General features: G+C 34.1%; 16 protein-coding genes, 1 pseudogene and 1 other annotated feature. Of the genes and pseudogenes, 9 read left to right on the top strand and 8 right to left on the bottom strand.

Annotated elements, in window-relative coordinates; all coding sequences use genetic code 11:
- Positions 1 to 129 precede the first annotated feature (129 nt).
- Both NSS86_RS00370 and NSS86_RS00365 read left to right on the top strand, forming a co-directional pair.
- Positions 130 to 843 (top strand): annotated as a pseudogene (locus NSS86_RS00370) (tyrosine-type recombinase/integrase); the annotation flags it as partial.
- 38 nt (positions 844 to 881) lie between these two features.
- The gene (locus NSS86_RS00365) at positions 882 to 1,820 is read left to right on the top strand and encodes an Abi family protein (RefSeq protein ID WP_001817700.1); all 939 of its coding nucleotides are present in this window, start codon (positions 882 to 884) and stop codon (positions 1,818 to 1,820) included.
- A gap of 276 nt (positions 1,821 to 2,096) precedes the next feature.
- Here NSS86_RS00365 and rpsR read toward each other — a convergent pair whose 3' ends face one another.
- From rpsR to rpsF, 3 genes are read right to left on the bottom strand one after another with little or no spacing between them, the layout of a single operon-like run.
- The gene (gene rpsR / locus NSS86_RS00360) at positions 2,097 to 2,339 is read right to left on the bottom strand and encodes a 30S ribosomal protein S18 (protein ID WP_000897044.1); all 243 of its coding nucleotides are present in this window, start codon (positions 2,337 to 2,339) and stop codon (positions 2,097 to 2,099) included.
- A 51-nt stretch (positions 2,340 to 2,390) separates the two neighbouring features.
- Positions 2,391 to 2,894: a single-stranded DNA-binding protein gene (gene ssb, locus NSS86_RS00355; RefSeq protein WP_000934799.1), complete on the bottom strand. Its 504-nt coding sequence runs from the start codon at positions 2,892 to 2,894 to the stop codon at positions 2,391 to 2,393.
- Positions 2,895 to 2,914: 20 nt separating this feature from the next.
- Positions 2,915 to 3,211 carry a 30S ribosomal protein S6 gene (gene rpsF / locus NSS86_RS00350; RefSeq protein ID WP_001261460.1) on the bottom strand — a complete coding sequence of 99 codons (297 nt, stop codon included), beginning with the start codon at positions 3,209 to 3,211 and terminating at the stop codon, positions 2,915 to 2,917.
- A gap of 243 nt (positions 3,212 to 3,454) precedes the next feature.
- On the opposite strand from rpsF, the gene NSS86_RS00345 reads away from it, so the two are divergent.
- Positions 3,455 to 3,646, top strand: coding sequence for a hypothetical protein (locus tag NSS86_RS00345; protein ID WP_001052484.1), 192 nt, complete (start codon positions 3,455 to 3,457; stop codon positions 3,644 to 3,646).
- Between the two features lie 85 nt (positions 3,647 to 3,731).
- Here NSS86_RS00345 and ychF read toward each other — a convergent pair whose 3' ends face one another.
- The 4 genes from ychF to NSS86_RS00325 form a co-directional block, all read right to left on the bottom strand.
- Complete coding sequence (ychF, locus tag NSS86_RS00340; RefSeq protein WP_001218732.1) at positions 3,732 to 4,829, bottom strand: redox-regulated ATPase YchF; 1,098 nt, start codon at positions 4,827 to 4,829, stop codon at positions 3,732 to 3,734.
- 11 nt (positions 4,830 to 4,840) lie between these two features.
- On the bottom strand, positions 4,841 to 5,044 hold the full coding sequence (locus NSS86_RS00335) for a DUF951 domain-containing protein (RefSeq protein ID WP_000157348.1): 204 nt from the start codon (positions 5,042 to 5,044) through the stop codon (positions 4,841 to 4,843).
- 29 nt (positions 5,045 to 5,073) lie between these two features.
- Complete coding sequence (locus NSS86_RS00330) at positions 5,074 to 5,955, bottom strand: mechanosensitive ion channel family protein (RefSeq protein WP_000373073.1); 882 nt, start codon at positions 5,953 to 5,955, stop codon at positions 5,074 to 5,076.
- Positions 5,956 to 6,108: 153 nt separating this feature from the next.
- Positions 6,109 to 6,954 carry a ParB/RepB/Spo0J family partition protein gene (locus tag NSS86_RS00325; RefSeq protein WP_025175140.1) on the bottom strand — a complete coding sequence of 282 codons (846 nt, stop codon included), beginning with the start codon at positions 6,952 to 6,954 and terminating at the stop codon, positions 6,109 to 6,111.
- A 228-nt stretch (positions 6,955 to 7,182) separates the two neighbouring features.
- Positions 7,183 to 7,552: a binding site (T-box leader), on the top strand.
- A 63-nt stretch (positions 7,553 to 7,615) separates the two neighbouring features.
- On the opposite strand from NSS86_RS00325, the gene NSS86_RS00320 reads away from it, so the two are divergent.
- The 5 genes from NSS86_RS00320 to NSS86_RS00300 are packed head-to-tail and all read left to right on the top strand — an operon-like array spanning position 7,616 to position 14,706.
- Positions 7,616 to 8,719 (top strand): PLP-dependent transferase, encoded by a 1,104-nt coding sequence (locus NSS86_RS00320; protein ID WP_000655692.1) that lies wholly within the window; start codon positions 7,616 to 7,618, stop codon positions 8,717 to 8,719.
- Positions 8,716 to 9,876 (top strand): cystathionine beta-lyase MetC, encoded by a 1,161-nt coding sequence (gene metC, locus NSS86_RS00315; RefSeq protein WP_000175854.1) that lies wholly within the window; start codon positions 8,716 to 8,718, stop codon positions 9,874 to 9,876. The genes NSS86_RS00320 and metC overlap by 4 nt, the downstream gene beginning before the upstream one ends.
- Positions 9,845 to 11,686 carry a bifunctional homocysteine S-methyltransferase/methylenetetrahydrofolate reductase gene (locus tag NSS86_RS00310; RefSeq protein ID WP_000077317.1) on the top strand — a complete coding sequence of 614 codons (1,842 nt, stop codon included), beginning with the start codon at positions 9,845 to 9,847 and terminating at the stop codon, positions 11,684 to 11,686. The genes metC and NSS86_RS00310 overlap by 32 nt, the downstream gene beginning before the upstream one ends.
- Positions 11,683 to 13,911, top strand: a complete 2,229-nt coding sequence (gene metE / locus NSS86_RS00305) for a 5-methyltetrahydropteroyltriglutamate--homocysteine S-methyltransferase (protein WP_000207625.1) — start codon at positions 11,683 to 11,685, stop codon at positions 13,909 to 13,911. Before NSS86_RS00310 ends, metE begins: the two co-directional genes overlap by 4 nt.
- A gap of 42 nt (positions 13,912 to 13,953) precedes the next feature.
- Positions 13,954 to 14,706 carry a cyclase family protein gene (locus NSS86_RS00300; RefSeq protein WP_000195907.1) on the top strand — a complete coding sequence of 251 codons (753 nt, stop codon included), beginning with the start codon at positions 13,954 to 13,956 and terminating at the stop codon, positions 14,704 to 14,706.
- 82 nt (positions 14,707 to 14,788) lie between these two features.
- Here NSS86_RS00300 and NSS86_RS00295 read toward each other — a convergent pair whose 3' ends face one another.
- Complete coding sequence (locus NSS86_RS00295) at positions 14,789 to 15,970, bottom strand: acetyl-CoA C-acetyltransferase (RefSeq protein ID WP_000199066.1); 1,182 nt, start codon at positions 15,968 to 15,970, stop codon at positions 14,789 to 14,791.
- A 538-nt stretch (positions 15,971 to 16,508) separates the two neighbouring features.
- Between NSS86_RS00295 and NSS86_RS00290 the strand changes: the two genes are divergently transcribed.
- A complete protein-coding gene (locus tag NSS86_RS00290; protein WP_000245682.1) occupies positions 16,509 to 17,642 on the top strand; it encodes a low temperature requirement protein A in 1,134 nt (377 codons plus the stop codon).
- Positions 17,643 to 17,908 lie beyond the last annotated feature (266 nt).

The following is a 17,908-nucleotide window of genomic DNA, read 5'->3' as shown; positions in this document are numbered from 1 at the left end:
ATCTTAACTCTTGATTAACTTTAATTTGCTACCACTCTGAATTTAATAACTATAAATCGTCTACACATAATTGGACAAAATCTAAGAGAATAAAATTTGTTAATTTAAAATAGCAAGCAATTCAAAGTTATATGTGTAATAGATAAAATAGATATCCCTATAGTGATGCGTTACTAGCTAAACATAGTAACACATTAGAAGATAATGAAGTTAAGGAGTTACTGGATTGTTTCGACTATGTAATTAAGTATAAAAATATCCAACGACAAAACGTAATTATAAAATGGTAAAAGCTATGGTACAGTTTCAAATTGCTAATGACATGCGTATCGGTGAGCTACTTGCAATAAAGAGAGTAAATATAAACTATGAAGATAAAACGCTAGATATCGACGGTAAAGTTAATTGGATAACTGAAAAATGACGGGAGCATCCGGAGTAAAAGAGACAACTAGAACAAGTAACAGCTATAGGGCTATAGGCCTCACTATCCATAGCATCGACTTACTAAGAACACTTATGCTTGTAATGATAAGTTTATTAATATAGGGTACATATTCACAAATGCAGCTGGTGGCCCTATCGACTCGAACAAAATTAGCAACATTATTAAAGGGGGCACTATCAAAGAGACAACTGAGATTAGTTCTATTAAGAAACCTGTAACGACGCATACATTACATCATTCGCATATATCTACACTTGCTCAATTAGGAATTAACTTAAAAGCAATGCAAGAGCATGTAGGTCATTCAGATTATAAAAAATCTAGAGATATACACACATGTTACTAATCAGATGGCGAAAGATATGATGAATAAATTTGAACGATTGGGGAGTTAAAATTGGAAAAAGATGATATACTAGCAGAAATTAAGCCTATGCTCAATTTTGATGAGCAAATAGCGAAATTAAAACAGATGAATATATTTTTTAATATTATTGACACCGAAAAAGCAAATGAAATTCTTAGAAAAAATAATTACTTCTTCAAACTAGCTTATTTCCGAAAAAATTTCGAAAAAAAGAATGGCGGCTATTTCATAGAATTTGCTTATTTATCAGATTTAGCAACTATAGATATGAAATTAAGATACACAATGTTGCATTTAACTTTAGATATTGAACATAGTTTAAAGTGTCTAGTCTTAAAACTAATAACAGAAAATAACCAAGAAGATGGTTATAAAATAATAGATGAGTTCTTATGTATTGATAAATCATATAGCAATTCAAATTTTGACACAAATTCAAGAACACCAGAAGAAGTTATGGAAACCAAAATCAAAAATAAAAACGAAATATTCAAGCATATGAATAAACGAGGACAACTACCCGAGAAGTTGAATAAATACTATCAAAATCCACCCGCATGGGTTTGCATTGAATTCATGCAACTAGGTCAATTCGTTTCGTTTCTCAACTTCTATTACAAGAAGTACAATGACGAAGAATTGAGAGTTGCTAATATTTTAATGCCTTTAGTTAAAAATATAAGAAACAAATCAGCTCATAACCAACCCATCATAGCAAATCTAAATTATGACAGTAGATCTCCTCAATATTTATTTGAAAAAGGGAATAATATAGGCATATCTAGAAACATGTTCGGAATAAAAAATTTCATAGATACTTTCGCTACGCTAGAATTACATAATCAAGTTTGTAGTAATGCAATTATCCAAGCAAGATATCACGATTTGGACCAACTTCAAAAGCGATATAAAAGAAACGAAAGCTATTATAATAATGCATTAGCTATCAAAAGATTTTTTATAGCTTTAGATAAAATTATTGACTTCAACAGACCAAAAGTATAAACTATCTAGTGAGGAAAGAGACTTATAGGTCTCGCGAGTTATTTTAATTCGTATGCAAGAAAAAGAAGAGCTATGCATTTTATTTAAAATGCGTAGTTCTTTTTTTATGCATCTAAATTCATATTATTTTTGCAATATAAACATATCTTTGTGCAAATTCCGAACACAAAACATTCACATCATCCTTTTTTGCCCTTTTCTGTCCCTTTTCTATATCCCAAACATAAAAAAATCCCCCATAAGCCTATGCCTACGAGGGTTATAATATATTAAATATTATTGTTCTTCTTTAACATATGGTAATAATGCCATATGACGAGAACGTTTGATAGCTGTAGTCAACATACGTTGATATTTAGCTGAAGTACCAGTTACACGACGTGGTAAAATTTTACCGCGTTCTGAGATAAAACGTTTTAATAATTCAGTGTCTTTGTAGTCGATATGTGTAATACCATTTGCTGTGAAATAGCATACTTTTTTACGACGACGTCCGCCTCTTCTTGGTCCACCTGCCATGATTGTGTGCCTCCTTTGATAATTTTTTCGCTTTAATTTCGTTAATTTTTATTAGAATGGTAAGTCATCATCACTTATATCAATCGGTCCGTTTGCATTTGCAAATGGATTATCAGATTGTTTCGTGTTTGATGAATTATTGTACGAATTGTTTTGTCCTGATTGTTGACCACCGAATCCTTGACCGTAATCTTGGAATTCATTTTGTTGACGTTGGCCACCATTTTGTTGCGCATTTTTAGGTTCAAGGAATTGAACGCTATCACACACAACTTCAGTAACAAACACACGACGACCTTCTTGATTTTCATAATTACGGGATTGTAAGCGACCATCTACACCAGCTAAACTACCTTTAGATAAATAGTTATTTACATTATCTGCTTGTCTTCTAAAAACAACACAGTTAATAAAATCTGCTTCGCGCTCCCCTTGAGCATTCGTGAACGTACGATTTACTGCAAGAGTGAATGTCGCTACACTCACACCTGAGGGAGTGGTTCTGTATTCCGGATCTTTCGTTAAACGACCTACTAATACAACTCTATTTAGCATTTAAACGCCCCCTCTAATTATTACTTGTCTTCGTCTTCACGAATAACCATGTAACGAATGATATCGTCACTGATTTTAGCTAGACGTTGGAATTCGTCAGTAGCTTTGTTGTTATCAGATTTAACACGTACGATGTTGTAGAAGCCATCTTTGAAATCATTGATTTCATAAGCTAGGCGACGTTTACCCCAGTCTTTTGCTTCTAAAACTTCTGCACCTTCAGTAGCTAAGATACCGTTGAAACGTTCAACTAACGCTTTTTTAGCATCTTCCTCAATGTTTGGGCGTACGATGTACATAACTTCATATGTTCTCATTTTATATTTGCACCTCCTTGTGGTCTATACGGCTTATCAATCTTAAAACAGATAAGCAAGGAATAATTTTCATTACTCACAATAAAGAATTATATCATGCGCCATTACTTTTTACAATAATAATTCAAACTACTCTTCATATCATTTTTGACATTAATTCATTTGAAATTTTCTATGATATTTTTAAAAATACACTTCACAAAAGCGAACGCATGTTCTATAATGGTTGTGAGGTGGTAAGGAATGAATTTAAATATTGATTGGTCTAAAGATTTTCAAGAATTCCAAGAGATACTTAATAGTGGCATTCATCCTGAATGGCTTTATTGTGCAAAGGCTAATCTTGTTTTAGAGCCTGCTTATACTGGCGAAGGCAAACAATTTTTCAGCACTCAAGATATTATTTACGCGAGTAAAATCATTCCATTCTTTTAATAAATTATACGCATAATTAAAAGAGGCGAACAATTGATTCCGCCTCTTCTACATATATACTATTTAATTAACTTCACTCTATCGTTTATACATTAAACCTGAAATGAACGATATCGCCATCTTGCATAATATATTCTTTACCTTCTAATCGTTGTCTGCCCGCTTCTTTAGCGCCACTTTCGCCGCCATATTGTACATAGTCATCATAACTTGTTACTTCGGCACGGATAAATCCACGTTCAAAATCAGTATGAATGATACCAGCACATTGAGGTGCAGTCATACCTTGTTTAAATGTCCAAGCACGTACTTCTTGCACACCAGCAGTAAAATATGTTGATAATCCTAATAATTCATAAGTTGTTCTAATTAATCGATCTAATCCTGGTTCTTCGATACCTAAATCTTCTAAGAACATTTCTTTATCTTCATCATCTAATGTAGCAATTTCTTCTTCAATTTTTGCACTAATAACAATCACTTCAGAGTCTTCTTGCGCTGCATATTCACGAATCGCTTTTACTTTATCATTATCATCATCACCAATTTCATCTTCACCAACATTAGCGATATAAAGCATTTTTTTAGAAGTCAGTAATTGCGCTTGATTCACCCATTTTTGGTCTTCTTCATTAAAGTCAATACTACGAGCGGGTTTACCATTTTCTAAAGCTTCTTTAATAGTTGTTAAAATACGCACTTCCATTTCAGCAGTCTTATCTTTTTGACGTGCCAATTTTTCAATTCTAGGTAAGCGTTTTTCAACTGATTCTAAGTCTGCAAGTACTAATTCCATATTGATAACTTCGATGTCATCAATTGGATCAACTCGACCAGCTACATGTGTTACATTATCATCGTCAAAAGCACGAACAACCTGACAAATTGCATCTACTTCTCTAATATGTGATAAGAATTTATTACCTAAACCTTCACCTTTAGAAGCACCTTTAACAATTCCGGCAATATCTGTAAATTCAAATGTAGTAGGTAATGTTTTTTTAGGTTGAACCATTTCTTCTAATTTAAGTAGTCTTGCATCTGGCACTTCTACAATACCCACATTTGGGTCTATAGTTGCGAACGGATAGTTTGCTGCCAAGGCACCCGCCTTTGTAATTGCATTAAATAATGTTGATTTACCAACGTTTGGTAAGCCAACGATACCTGCTGTTAAAGCCATGAATCATTCTCCTATCTTTGTGTATCATCCTGAGATACGATGATTTTTTTTAGTTTTTTATCAAACGTTTGACGTGGAATCATAATGCTTCGTTGACAATTTTCACACTTAATTCTAATGTCAGCACCCATTCTAATAATTTTAAAACGATTGGTTCCACACGCATGTTGTTTTTTCATTTCTACTATATCATTTATTCCATATTTTGACGCCATTAAATATGACCTCCATGTATTATAAACTACTAAACACCGTTTTCACTATGATTAAAAGGTGTCATTATTGGTTGTGGTGTCTTGATACCTTCTTGTAAAAACATTTTTTGTACTTCTTTACGAATAATACGCGCACCAGAGAAACCTTCACCTGGTATTGTTTCTGCTGAAACCCTTAATATTACTCTAGTATCTTCAAAGGCATCAATACCAATCACAACAGGATCACTTACAAATAAATAATATTTACTACGCAGAGATGTAAATAATTTGTTTAATTTCTTCTCAACATTATCAATATTTTCATCTACAGATACTGGAATTTTAACAATTGCTGTTCCATTCGTAATTGAGTAATTCGTTATTTCACCCATGCTACTATTTGGCAAGATTGTAAGTTCTCCAGATATTGTATTAATACGTGTTGAACGGAGTCCAATTGATTTAACTGTTCCCTCTGCTACAGTTGTACCACCGTTGTTTATCTTAACATAATCACCTACATCAAATTGGCTTTCAAATATAATGAAAAATCCAGTAATAACGTCTTTAACAATGGTCTGCGCACCAAAACCTACTGCTAAACCTACGACACCAGCACTTGCAATAACACCTTCAACACTAATGCCAAATTTACTTAAAATCGTCGTAATAACTATAAACCAAACGATATACTTCACTACATTTTGAACAAGAGATATTAAAGTTTTAGAGCGCTTTTTGTTACTCTTTTTACTTTTATTTTGAATCTTAAATCCCTGTTCAATCATTTTATTCAGTATTTTAATAACTATGAGGGCTACGATAATATAAATAACAATCATAGCGATTTTAGTTGCAATATTTTCATATGTTTCAATTTTAGTTAATGGTTCGAATAGCGATGAAATAATACTCATAACTTGATCCATAATTAGCGTTACTCCCTTCTATATAGTCTCAAATAATTTTATTAATATTGTTGTATTCTTCCAACCTACTGAAGTCGCATCATCTTCAAAGAATATAGATAACTATCAATATATCTATAGATTCACAAAGAGTTATTATATAAAATTGTGTAACTATTTACCATACCTACGATTTAATTGTTCAATTATTCTCACAAAGTCATCTTGTGAATCAAACTCAAATGAGATTTTACCAACCGATTTTTTTATTGATATATCTACTTTGGTACCATACTGTTCTCGCAACTGTCGTTCTTGTTGCTTTATAAATTTAGGCTTAGTTATATCTACTTTGTCTGTTTCCGACTTTGACGAAACATTTTTTAATTCATTAACATGGTTTTCTAAATATCTAACACTCCACTTTTCTTTAACAACCCGTTTCGCTAACCTAAGCATTTGTTGTTCATCTTTAATTGCCAATAACGTTCGTCCATGTGCACTTGTCAGTCGCCCATCTTTTACCATGTCAGCAATCTTTTTCGGCAAATGTAATAACCTCAACATATTCGCTATATACGGGCGCGACTTACTCAATCGCTTCGCTACTTCTTGTTGTGTAATTTTCAAATCTGTCATCAAACGTTGATAACTTTCAGCTTCTTCAATCGCATTTAAGTCTTCTCGTTGTAAATTTTCGATGACCGCCAGTTCCATCATATCTTCATCTGTTACATCTTTGATAATCGCTGATACGTATTTTAGACCAGCAATTTTCGAAGCTCTAAACCTTCTTTCACCAACTACAATGTAATAACCTTGAACTGTTTTTCTAAGCACAATTGGTTGCAAAATTCCATATTGCTTAATTGAATCTGCCAAATCATTTAAATGATTTTCATCGAAAGTTTTTCGGGGCTGATACGGATTCGGTTTGATATCCGATATATCTATTTGCTTAATTTGTTCATCTTTTGTTTTAGTAATACGTTGATCTTCACTTTTTGACAATTCACTCACATCACTTTTTATTTGATAACAACAGTTAAATATATTTTATGTATTCTAAATGAGTCAGACAACCATTAACCACACTTTATTTAAAAAATAATTCATTTTTCAACTTCAAGATACCAATTACAATTTCACAAACAAATTAACTTTTAAATCAAAATTTTCTGAATAATTGTTGACAAATCTTTTTTTACTCTGTAAGCTAATTAATATCTTATAATAGTTTAATGAAACGTAAACACAATAAAGAGGAAAGTAAAACACACCCTGCTTATACAGAGAGTCTTTAGTAGCTGAGAGAAGATTTTGAAAGCGTGTTTGAAAATGGCCTTGGAGTGTTGATGCCAATATGAGGTGTCTACGGGTTCGCCCGTTATAGCGATACAGTATTAACATTGATGTTAAATGGCGTACTGGATTCTTTACGCACGATTTTTTGTTAATAAGTATGGGATAGCACATTACTATATCCTTACTTACTGACTTTAATTGTGATAATTGTTCAGTAAGCATATTTACTTTTAATGCGTACTGAATAAGGTTATTTCAGCGATGGAATAACAAATAAAGGTGGTACCGCGAAACATAAGCTTTCGTCCTTTTTATCCGATTCATTCGGGTACGAAGGACGGAAGCTTTTTATTTTTTCTTATAGGAGGGTCTTAATATGAAGGATACACAGTTAGCCCAAATCACATTAACTGATGATTCAACCGGTGCTATAGCGAATCCAATCCATTTATCTACTGCCTACAAACATCCAAAACTAGGACAATCGACAGGATTTGATTATACACGTACTAAAAATCCTACACGCTCAACATTTGAAACCTGTTTTGCCAAACTTGAGCATGGTATTGCATCATTCGCTACATCAAGTGGAATGTCAGCCATTCAATTAATATGTAATCTATTTAAACCTCATGATGAAATTTTAGTTTCATTCGATTTATATGGTGGCACATTTAGATTATTTGAATTTTACGAGCAACAATACGATATCAAATTTAAGTACGTTGATTTTACAGATTATGAACAAGTTGAAAAAGAAATCACTGATAAAACAGTTGCATTATTCATTGAACCAATATCTAACCCACAAATGATTGCTATTGATGTAAAGCCGTACTATCAACTTTGTAAAGCTAAAGGCTTATTGTCAATTATCGACAATACTTTTTTAACACCTTATCTTTCAACACCATTAGCAGAAGGTGCTGATATAGTCTTACATTCAGCTACGAAATATATTGGTGGACATAACGATGTACTAGCAGGTGTCGTAACCGTCAAAGATGAATCACTCGCGCAACAGTTGTTTGATTTTCACAACATGACTGGCGCAACACTTTCACCAATAGATAGTTATTTGTTGTTACGTGGACTTAAAACTTTGCATTTACGCATTGAGCGTGCGCAATCAAACGCTAGAAAACTTGCTAAAAAATGTCAGTCACTTCAAGCAATTGACGAAGTACTATATAGCGGGCAAACTGGCATGCTTAGTTTAAGACTTAACAAGGCCTATAGCGTCGCTAAATTATTAGAAAATTTAGACATTTGTATTTTTGCAGAAAGTTTAGGAGGTACTGAAACATTAGTGACCTTCCCTTACACCCAAACACATGTTGATATGCCAGATGCTGAAAAAGATAAACGTGGCATTGATGAGTATTTAATCCGCTTATCACTAGGTGTTGAAAATTATGAAGACATCGAACGCGATATCATCCAAGCATTAGATAAAGCTCAGATTGGAGAGATTGTATGACACTTTCAAAAGAGACAGAAGTGATATTCGATTGGCGTAGAGGTGTGGAATATCATTCAGCTAACCCACCACTCTATGATTCTTCAACATTCCATCAAACAAGTCTTGGTGGCGATGTTAAATATGATTATGCACGAAGTGGCAACCCTAACCGTGAACTTTTAGAAGAGAAGTTAGCACGATTAGAACAGGGAAAATTCGCTTTTGCTTTTGCATCAGGTATTGCTGCTATTTCAGCAGTACTTTTGACTTTCAAATCTGGTGATCATGTCATCTTACCCGATGATGTATATGGCGGTACTTTTCGCCTCACTGAGCAAATTTTGAATCGATTTAATATTGAATTTACAACCGTAGATACTACCAAGCTCGAACAAATCGAGGGTGCCATTCAATCAAACACAAAATTAATTTATATCGAAACACCATCGAATCCCTGTTTTAAAATTACTGATATCAAAGCTGTTTCTAAAATAGCCGAAAAGCATGAACTACTGGTAGCTGTGGACAATACATTTATGACACCGTTAGGCCAATCACCTTTATTACTTGGCGCTGATATTGTCATTCATAGTGCTACAAAATTTTTAAGTGGACATAGCGATTTAATTGCTGGTGCTGTCATTACTAATAATGAGGCAATTAGTGAAGCTCTTTATTTAATACAAAATGGTACAGGCAATATGTTATCTGCTCAAGATAGCTGGACACTTGCTAAACATTTAAAAACATTTCCAATCAGATTTAAACAATCTGTCGAAAACGCGCAAAAAATCGTGTCATTTTTAATAAAGCAAGATGAAATTTCAGAAGTTTATTATCCGGGACTCACTACTGCTCATTTAGAACAAGCTAAAAATGGCGGTGCCGTTATTGGCTTTCGTTTAGCTGATGAGTCTAAAGCACAACAATTTGTCGATGCACTGACATTACCACTCGTTTCAGTGAGTCTGGGTGGTGTTGAAACGATCCTTTCACATCCAGCAACAATGTCTCACGCTGCACTACCTGAAGAAGTGAGACAAGAACGTGGTATCACTTTCGGTCTATTCCGATTAAGTGTTGGTCTCGAAGATCCTGATGAACTCATTGCAGACATCAAATACGCATTAAAGGAGGCATTCAATGAGTCAATTCCTCACACAATTGAAAGATAATGTTTTAGTAGCTGATGGCGCTATTGGAACCATTTTATACTCTGAAGGATTAGACACCTGTCCAGAAGCATATAATCTTAGCCATCCAGATAAAGTTGAACGCATCCATCGTTCATATATTGAAGCCGGTGCTGATGTCATTCAAACCAATACTTATGGTGCAAATTTTGAAAAGTTAAAACGATTCGGTCTTGAAGATAAAGTTAAAGCAATACATCAAGCCGCCGTTCGCATCGCAAAAAAAGCAGCAAATAAAGATACGTATATATTAGGCACAGTTGGTGGGTTTAGAGGTATCAAACAAGAGGATATCAGCTTACAAACTATTCTTTATCATACTGAAATTCAAATAGACACCTTAATTGAAGAAGGCGTTGACGCGCTACTTTTCGAAACGTATTACGACCTAGAAGAGTTAACAAATGTCATTTCACGAACGAGAAAGAAATACGACATTCCAATCATTGCTCAATTAACCGCTTCAAACACAAATTACTTAGTTAATGGTCAGGCAATCAATGAAGGATTAAAACAACTCGTTCAATGTGGTGCAAACATCGTGGGACTCAATTGTCATCATGGTCCGCACCATATGCAAGAGTCTTTCACACATATTGAATTACCAGAGCACGCATTCTTATCTTGTTATCCAAATGCCAGCTTATTAGATATTGAAAATAGTGAATTTAAGTATAGTGACAATGCACAATATTTCGGTCAAGTTGCTCAAAATCTAATTCGCGAAGGTGTTCGTTTAATTGGTGGTTGCTGTGGTACAACGCCAGAGCACATCAAATTTATTAAAGAATCTATTCAGACACTTAAACCTGTTAATGACAAAAAAGTGATTCCGATACCAACGAAAGCACTTTTCAATCCATCTCAAAATAAAGTTAGACAATCATTAACATCTAAGGTTCAAGAACGTCCAACCGTTATTATCGAATTGGATACACCGAAACATTTAGACACGGATAGATTTTTTGAAAATATCGCTAAACTTGATAAAGCTAATGTAGATGCGGTAACACTCGCAGATAATTCATTGGCAACTGTCAGAATTAGCAATATTGCTGCTGCTAGCTTAATTAAGCAATATTACAATATTGAACCACTCGTACATATTACATGTCGAGACCGAAACTTAATCGGCTTGCAGTCCCATTTACTTGGATTATCGCTCATTGGCGTTAACGAAATATTAGCCATAACTGGTGATCCTTCAAAAGTTGGTCACTTACCAGGTGCAACCAATGTCTATGATGTTAATTCTAAAGGATTAACTGAACTCGCTCTAAGATTTAATCAAGGTATTAACACTGACGGTGATGCGCTGAAGAAACGTACACACTTCAACATCGCTGGCGCCTTTAACCCTAATGTTCGTAAATTAGATGGTGCCGTCAAAAGATTAGAGAAAAAGATAGAAAGCGGAATGTCTTATTTTATAACACAACCCGTGTACAGCAAAGAGAAAATCATTGAAATTTACCATGCCACTAAGCACTTGAACAAACCATTTTTCATAGGCATTATGCCTATCGCAAGTTACAAAAACGCACTCTTTTTGCATAATGAAGTGCCAGGAATCAAGATGTCAGATGAAATTTTACAACAATTTGAAGCAGTTAAAGATGATAAAGCCAAAACACGAGAACTAAGTCTTAAGCTTTCAAAGGATTTAATCGATACTGTTCATGAATATTTTAATGGTTTATACATTATCACACCGTTTCAAAATGTCGAAGATTCATTAGAACTTGCAGCATACTCAAAATCTATTACTGCTCACAAGGAGGCAATATTATGACAACAATTAAAACATCAAACTTAGGATTCCCAAGATTAGGTAGAAAAAGAGAATGGAAAAAAGCCATCGAAAGTTATTGGGCAAAGAAGATTTCTAAAGAAGAATTAGATCAAACATTAACTGATCTACATAAAGAAAATTTATTATTACAAAAGTACTATCACTTAGATAGCATCCCAGTTGGTGATTTCTCTTTATATGACCATATATTAGATACGTCATTATTATTCAACATCATCCCTGAACGTTTCCAAGGAAGAACTATTGATGATGATTTATTATTTGATATTGCTCGCGGTAATAAAGACCATGTTGCAAGTGCACTTATAAAATGGTTTAACACTAACTATCATTACATCGTACCTGAATGGGACAATGTTGAGCCTAAAGTGAGTCGCAATGTATTATTAGATCGCTTTAAATATGCCCAATCTTTAAACGTTAACGCTCACCCTGTCATTGTTGGTCCGATTACTTTTGTTAAATTATCAAAAGGCGGTCACCAAACTTTTGAAGAAAAAGTTAAAACGTTATTACCACTTTATAAAGAAGTGTTTGAATCATTAATTGATGCAGGTGCTGAGTACATTCAAGTTGATGAGCCAATCTTAGTTACAGACGACAGCGAAAGCTATGAAAATATTACACGTGAAGCTTATGACTATTTCGAAAAAGCTGGTGTTGCTAAAAAATTAGTCATTCAAACATACTTTGAACGTGCACATCTTAAATTCTTAAGTTCTTTACCTGTTGGTGGTTTAGGTTTAGACTTTGTCCATGATAATGGCTATAACCTTAAACAAATTGAAGCAGGAGATTTTGATAAATCAAAAACATTATACGCTGGAATTATTGATGGTCGTAATGTATGGGCAAGTGATATTGAAGCTAAAAAAGTCTTAATCGACAAATTGTTAGCACACACTAATGAGCTTGTCATTCAACCATCATCTTCATTATTACATGTTCCAGTATCTTTAGATGATGAAACATTAGATACAAGTGTTGGCGAAGGCTTAAGCTTTGCAACTGAAAAATTAGACGAATTAGATGCATTGCGTCGCCTATTGAATCAAAACGATAGTGTTAAATATGATAAATTAAAAGCACGTTATGAGCGTTTCCAAAATCAATCATTCAAAAACTTAGATTATGATTTCGAAAGCGTGCGTACTTCAAGACAATCACCATTCGCGCAACGTATTGAACAACAACAAAAACGTTTGAACTTACCGGATTTACCAACAACAACTATTGGATCATTCCCACAAAGCCGAGAAGTTCGAAAATACCGTGCAGATTGGAAGAACAAACGCATTACAGACGAAACATATGAAACATTCTTAAAAAATGAAATTGCTCGATGGATTAAAATTCAAGAAGACATCGGCTTAGATGTATTAGTTCACGGTGAATTTGAACGTAATGACATGGTTGAATTCTTCGGAGAAAAATTACAAGGTTTCTTAGTAACTAAATTCGGTTGGGTGCAATCATATGGTTCACGCGCCGTAAAACCACCAATCATTTATGGTGATGTAAAATGGACAGCGCCTTTAACTGTTGATGAAACAGTTTATGCACAAAGCTTAACAGATAAACCAGTTAAAGGTATGTTAACTGGACCTGTAACAATTCTAAACTGGTCATTTGAACGTGTTGATTTACCACGTAAAGTCGTTCAAGATCAAATTGCTTTAGCAATCAACGAAGAAGTATTAGCACTTGAAGCTGCAGGAATCAAAGTTATCCAAGTTGACGAACCTGCATTACGTGAAGGCTTACCATTACGCTCTGAATATCACGAACAATATCTTAAAGATGCTGTTTTATCATTTAAACTTGCAACGTCTTCAGTTCGTGATGAAACTCAAATCCATACACATATGTGTTATTCTCAATTCGGTCAAATCATTCATGCTATTCATGACTTAGATGCTGATGTTATTTCAATTGAAACATCTCGTAGCCATGGTGATTTAATTAAAGACTTTGAAGATATTAATTATGATTTAGGTATCGGTCTAGGTGTATATGATATTCATAGTCCACGTATTCCAACAAAAGAAGAAATTACTACAGCAATCAATCGTTCACTACAACAAATCGACCGCTCATTATTCTGGGTAAACCCTGACTGTGGTTTGAAAACGCGAAAAGAAGAAGAAGTTAAAGATGCATTGACTGTACTTGTGAATGCTGTTAAAGCTAAACGCCAAGAATAATCGCAGCATTTATCATATAATAAACTAAAAACGGGTGATTTTATGACACAATATCCTTTATGGCAACAATTAAATACTTTAAAACAAGCAACTTGGGTTGATTTAACGCATACATTTGATCCAGAAATACCACGTTTTAGTGAGTTTGAAAAAGGTGAAGTTTCAACTTTATTCACGGTTAAAGATCATGGTTTCTATGTGCAACGTTGGAATATTGTAACGCAATATGGTACTCACATTGATGCACCAATCCACTTTGTCGAGAACAAACGTTATTTAGAAGACATTGATTTAAAAGAATTGGTATTGCCGTTAATTGTATTAGACTTTTCAACAGAAGTAGCGAACAACAATGATTTCATCGTAACACGTGCGCATATAGAAGCATGGGAAAAAGAGCATGGTACTATTGAACCTGGCACTTTTGTTGCACTTCGTACCGATTGGTCAAAACGTTGGCCTAATATTGAAAAGTTTGAAAACAAAGATGCGAACGGACAACAACATGCACCGGGTTGGGGATTAGATGCTTTGAAGTACTTAATTGAAGAACGCCGTGTTGAAGCTGTTGGTCATGAAACATTCGATACCGATGCATCTGTGGACGTTGTAAAAAATGGTGATTTAGTTGGCGAACGTTATATTCTTGGTCAGGATAAATACCAAGTCGAGTTATTAACTAATTTAGATCAATTACCAACTCGTGGCGCCATCATTTACGCTATCAGCCCTAAACCAAAAGATGCACCTGGGTTCCCTGTTAGAGCATTTGCAATTAAACCATCAAATGACTAATATTACCCAATAAATCCATAAACAAATAAAAACAGGTTATGCCAACATGTAATTAATACTGTTGTGATAACCTGTTTTCTTATTATTTATACTTTGATACAACTGCAGCGATAGCTTGACCGCCACCAATACACAATGATGTTAAACCAGTTTCAACTTCATCATTCAGTTGATGCAATAATGTCACTAAAACTCTAGCACCAGATGCACCAATAGGGTGTCCTAATGCAATAGCGCCACCTTTAACATTCACCTTTTCAGGAGGTAATTTTAATTCACGATCAACAGCTAATAATTGTGCTGCAAATGCTTCATTTAATTCAAATACATCAATATCGCTTAATTCTTTTTTACTACGTTTCAAAGCCTTTTCTACAGCGCCAACTGGTGCAATACCCATAATAGAAGGATCTACGCCATGACTTCCAAAGCCATCAAGCACTGCCAATGGTTCGATATTTAATTCTTTAGCTTTGTCTTCTGACATGACTAACATCATCGCAGCACCATCATTGATTCCTGATGCATTACCTGCTGTAACTGTCCCGTCTTTTTTGAAAGCTGGTCTTAAGCGACTTAATTTTTCGACTGATACATTTTCACGTACACCTTCATCCTTAGTGACTAAGATTGGTTCACCTTTACGTTGAGGAATCGATACTGGAACTATTTCACTATCAAATTCACCATTTTGCTGTGCACGTACTGCTTTATGTTGTGAGTTTACAGCAAATGTATCTTGTTCTTCTCTTGAAATACCATATTGCTCTACTAAATTTTCAGCAGTAATACCCATATGATATTGATTAAATACATCTGTTAAACCATCATATACCATGCTATCAACCATTGATTGATGTCCCATTTTAAAACCGAAGCGACTGTTGTTGACAAGCATTGGTGACTGAGACATATTCTCCATACCGCCAGCTAGCACGATGTCATTTTCACCAGTCACAATAGATTGATATGCTAATTGAATCGACTTTAACCCAGAACCACATACTTTATTCACTGTAAATGCAGGTACTGTTTCTGGCAAGCCACCTTTCATAGCAGCAATTCGTGCTGGATTTTGTCCTTGTCCTGCTTGTAGTACGTTACCGATGATAACTTCATCAATCTCACTTGGATTCAAACCCGTCTCTTTAATAATATGTTCTATTAAAGTCGCACCTAAATCATAGGCTGGCACGTCTTTAAACGCACCTCCAAAAACGCCAATAGGTGTCCTGTATGCTGCTGCTAATACGACTCTCGTCATGTCATATTCATCTCCTTATGATATATACAATTTTATTACTAATACGTCTAATGAACCAATACGCCACTAACATCCAATTTATGAAACCAATTGCTACGTATGTTACATTTTCATTCTTGTTATGCATTTAACAAATCATATTATACAATGATGTAATTTGTTTGGGCAATCGGAAACGTAAACGGTTTCACTTTAACATTTCACACTCTTAAATATGCTCTATCATCCTCATCTATAGTACAAAATTATGCTTTGATTTACCACAAATTATCATTAATCATTTCGCGTAATGACTCTAATTAAATTCTATCTATCATTGCATCGCTATTCACAGCTGGTTTCACCATCAATTTCTCATCAATTTTTTATTACCATGACGTCTCCAGTCAAATATTAAATCGCTGATGATTGTTAATTCCGCAATTACCTTGCAGTCACCTCTCCTTCCACTTCATCGCCAAATCTGCCCCTATTCACTAGAAAAAATAAATAGTATACTTAGTAAATTAATTACACATCTTAAAGGAGTTAAAATTTTATGGTTAATGCATTAACACCAAAACATTTAGCTGAAAAGCGTGCAGGATTCCATGAGTTGTTCTTTGATTTAATTTTCGTCTATGCCATTCAAAAAATTGCACATGTGATTTTAACAACACAAAACGGTTCCATTTCAGCTGATTTATTTTTCAAATACATCGTCATGAGTTTGTTCTTATGGTTAATGTGGTCTCATCAAACATTTTTTACAAATCGATTTGGTCAAGTTACATTCAAAGACGTCTCGTTTATGATGTTTAATATGTTCATCATGGTCTTCCTATCTAACAGCCTATATCCGGACTTTGAAAAGACATTCTTCCCATTCTTCTTATGCGTGGCAATTATGTATTTAAGTATCGGATTACAGTATTTATTACATATACGTACAGGGTTAGATTATGGCGATAAGCGTACATGTCAAGCTTTTGCGAGCGTAGCCTTTGTGATTTCATTTTTATCATTTCTATCATTAGTACTACCACAAAGTATCCATTACATCCCTGGATTTTTAGGCGTATTCATTGCAGCGACAGGACTTATTCCATTTCAGAAATATCTTGTATTATCACCTGTTAATATGATGCATTTAGTAGAACGTTTTTCGTTACTAACAATTATTATCTTTGGCGAGGTACTGGTTGGTTTAGCTTCGTCATCATTTAGCATTGATCATTTTAGTTACATTTATATATTCCAATTTATGATTTTAATTAGTCTTTTCGGTGTATATTGGATCATTACTGAAAATTACATTAATCATAAATTGTCATCTATCGGTTTCCGTTTATCGTATACGCATCTATTAATCAATATCGCTTTAGGTGTGATTAATGCTGCAATTGTTTTTAGTAATAACAATAAACTAAATGACTTGTTTGAAATTAATATGATGTATATCAGTGTTTTAATATTCTATATTGGATTATGGTTAATCACGCCTTATTTCCATAATGAACTGACAAACGCAAAATATATTTCTTCTTCACTAGGCATACTTGTAGTATCATATATCATCAGCCTTATCTTTAAGGGGCATGACCAAGTAATGATTATCTCGGTATCCGTTGCGACTTTCTGCATCATGCTGATTTATTTTAAAAATCAACGTCTACGTAATAAACATGAATAAATAGTATTCACCTCGGTCAAAGTATTTGAACTGAATCCAAAAGTGTCGAACTTCACATTATACTTTTGGATTCAGTTATGCTACATGATCGAGGTTTTTAAATATTTCCAAGGAAATCGTTAGCCTATACAATCATCAAATGATACACGCAAATAAATTTCAGCAACATACTCAATGATATATACACGTTAATCCTCACTATAAAAGGATGCAATTCCCACATAACCTAATCTTCTAAAAACAAATGATATGATATAGAGATGTCA

Origin of the sequence: Staphylococcus sp. FSL W8-0056, assembly GCF_037963075.1 — a bacterium.
GTDB lineage: Bacteria > Bacillota > Bacilli > Staphylococcales > Staphylococcaceae > Staphylococcus > Staphylococcus aureus.
The sequence above is the reverse complement of the archived record's forward strand: the minus strand, read 5'-3'. Positions and strand labels throughout refer to the sequence as shown.

Coding starts and splice junctions, on each gene's coding strand:
- NSS86_RS00365 (WP_001817700.1), top strand. CDS start 882: ATGCTCAATTTTGATGAGCAAATAGCGAAATTAAAACAGATGAATATA.
- rpsR (WP_000897044.1), bottom strand. CDS start 2,339: ATGGCAGGTGGACCAAGAAGAGGCGGACGTCGTCGTAAAAAAGTATGC.
- ssb (WP_000934799.1), bottom strand. CDS start 2,894: ATGCTAAATAGAGTTGTATTAGTAGGTCGTTTAACGAAAGATCCGGAA.
- rpsF (WP_001261460.1), bottom strand. CDS start 3,211: ATGAGAACATATGAAGTTATGTACATCGTACGCCCAAACATTGAGGAA.
- NSS86_RS00345 (WP_001052484.1), top strand. CDS start 3,455: ATGAATTTAAATATTGATTGGTCTAAAGATTTTCAAGAATTCCAAGAG.
- ychF (WP_001218732.1), bottom strand. CDS start 4,829: ATGGCTTTAACAGCAGGTATCGTTGGCTTACCAAACGTTGGTAAATCA.
- NSS86_RS00335 (WP_000157348.1), bottom strand. CDS start 5,044: ATGGCGTCAAAATATGGAATAAATGATATAGTAGAAATGAAAAAACAA.
- NSS86_RS00330 (WP_000373073.1), bottom strand. CDS start 5,955: ATGGATCAAGTTATGAGTATTATTTCATCGCTATTCGAACCATTAACT.
- NSS86_RS00320 (WP_000655692.1), top strand. CDS start 7,616: ATGAAGGATACACAGTTAGCCCAAATCACATTAACTGATGATTCAACC.
- metC (WP_000175854.1), top strand. CDS start 8,716: ATGACACTTTCAAAAGAGACAGAAGTGATATTCGATTGGCGTAGAGGT.
- NSS86_RS00310 (WP_000077317.1), top strand. CDS start 9,845: ATGAGTCAATTCCTCACACAATTGAAAGATAATGTTTTAGTAGCTGAT.
- metE (WP_000207625.1), top strand. CDS start 11,683: ATGACAACAATTAAAACATCAAACTTAGGATTCCCAAGATTAGGTAGA.
- NSS86_RS00300 (WP_000195907.1), top strand. CDS start 13,954: ATGACACAATATCCTTTATGGCAACAATTAAATACTTTAAAACAAGCA.
- NSS86_RS00295 (WP_000199066.1), bottom strand. CDS start 15,970: ATGACGAGAGTCGTATTAGCAGCAGCATACAGGACACCTATTGGCGTT.
- NSS86_RS00290 (WP_000245682.1), top strand. CDS start 16,509: ATGGTTAATGCATTAACACCAAAACATTTAGCTGAAAAGCGTGCAGGA.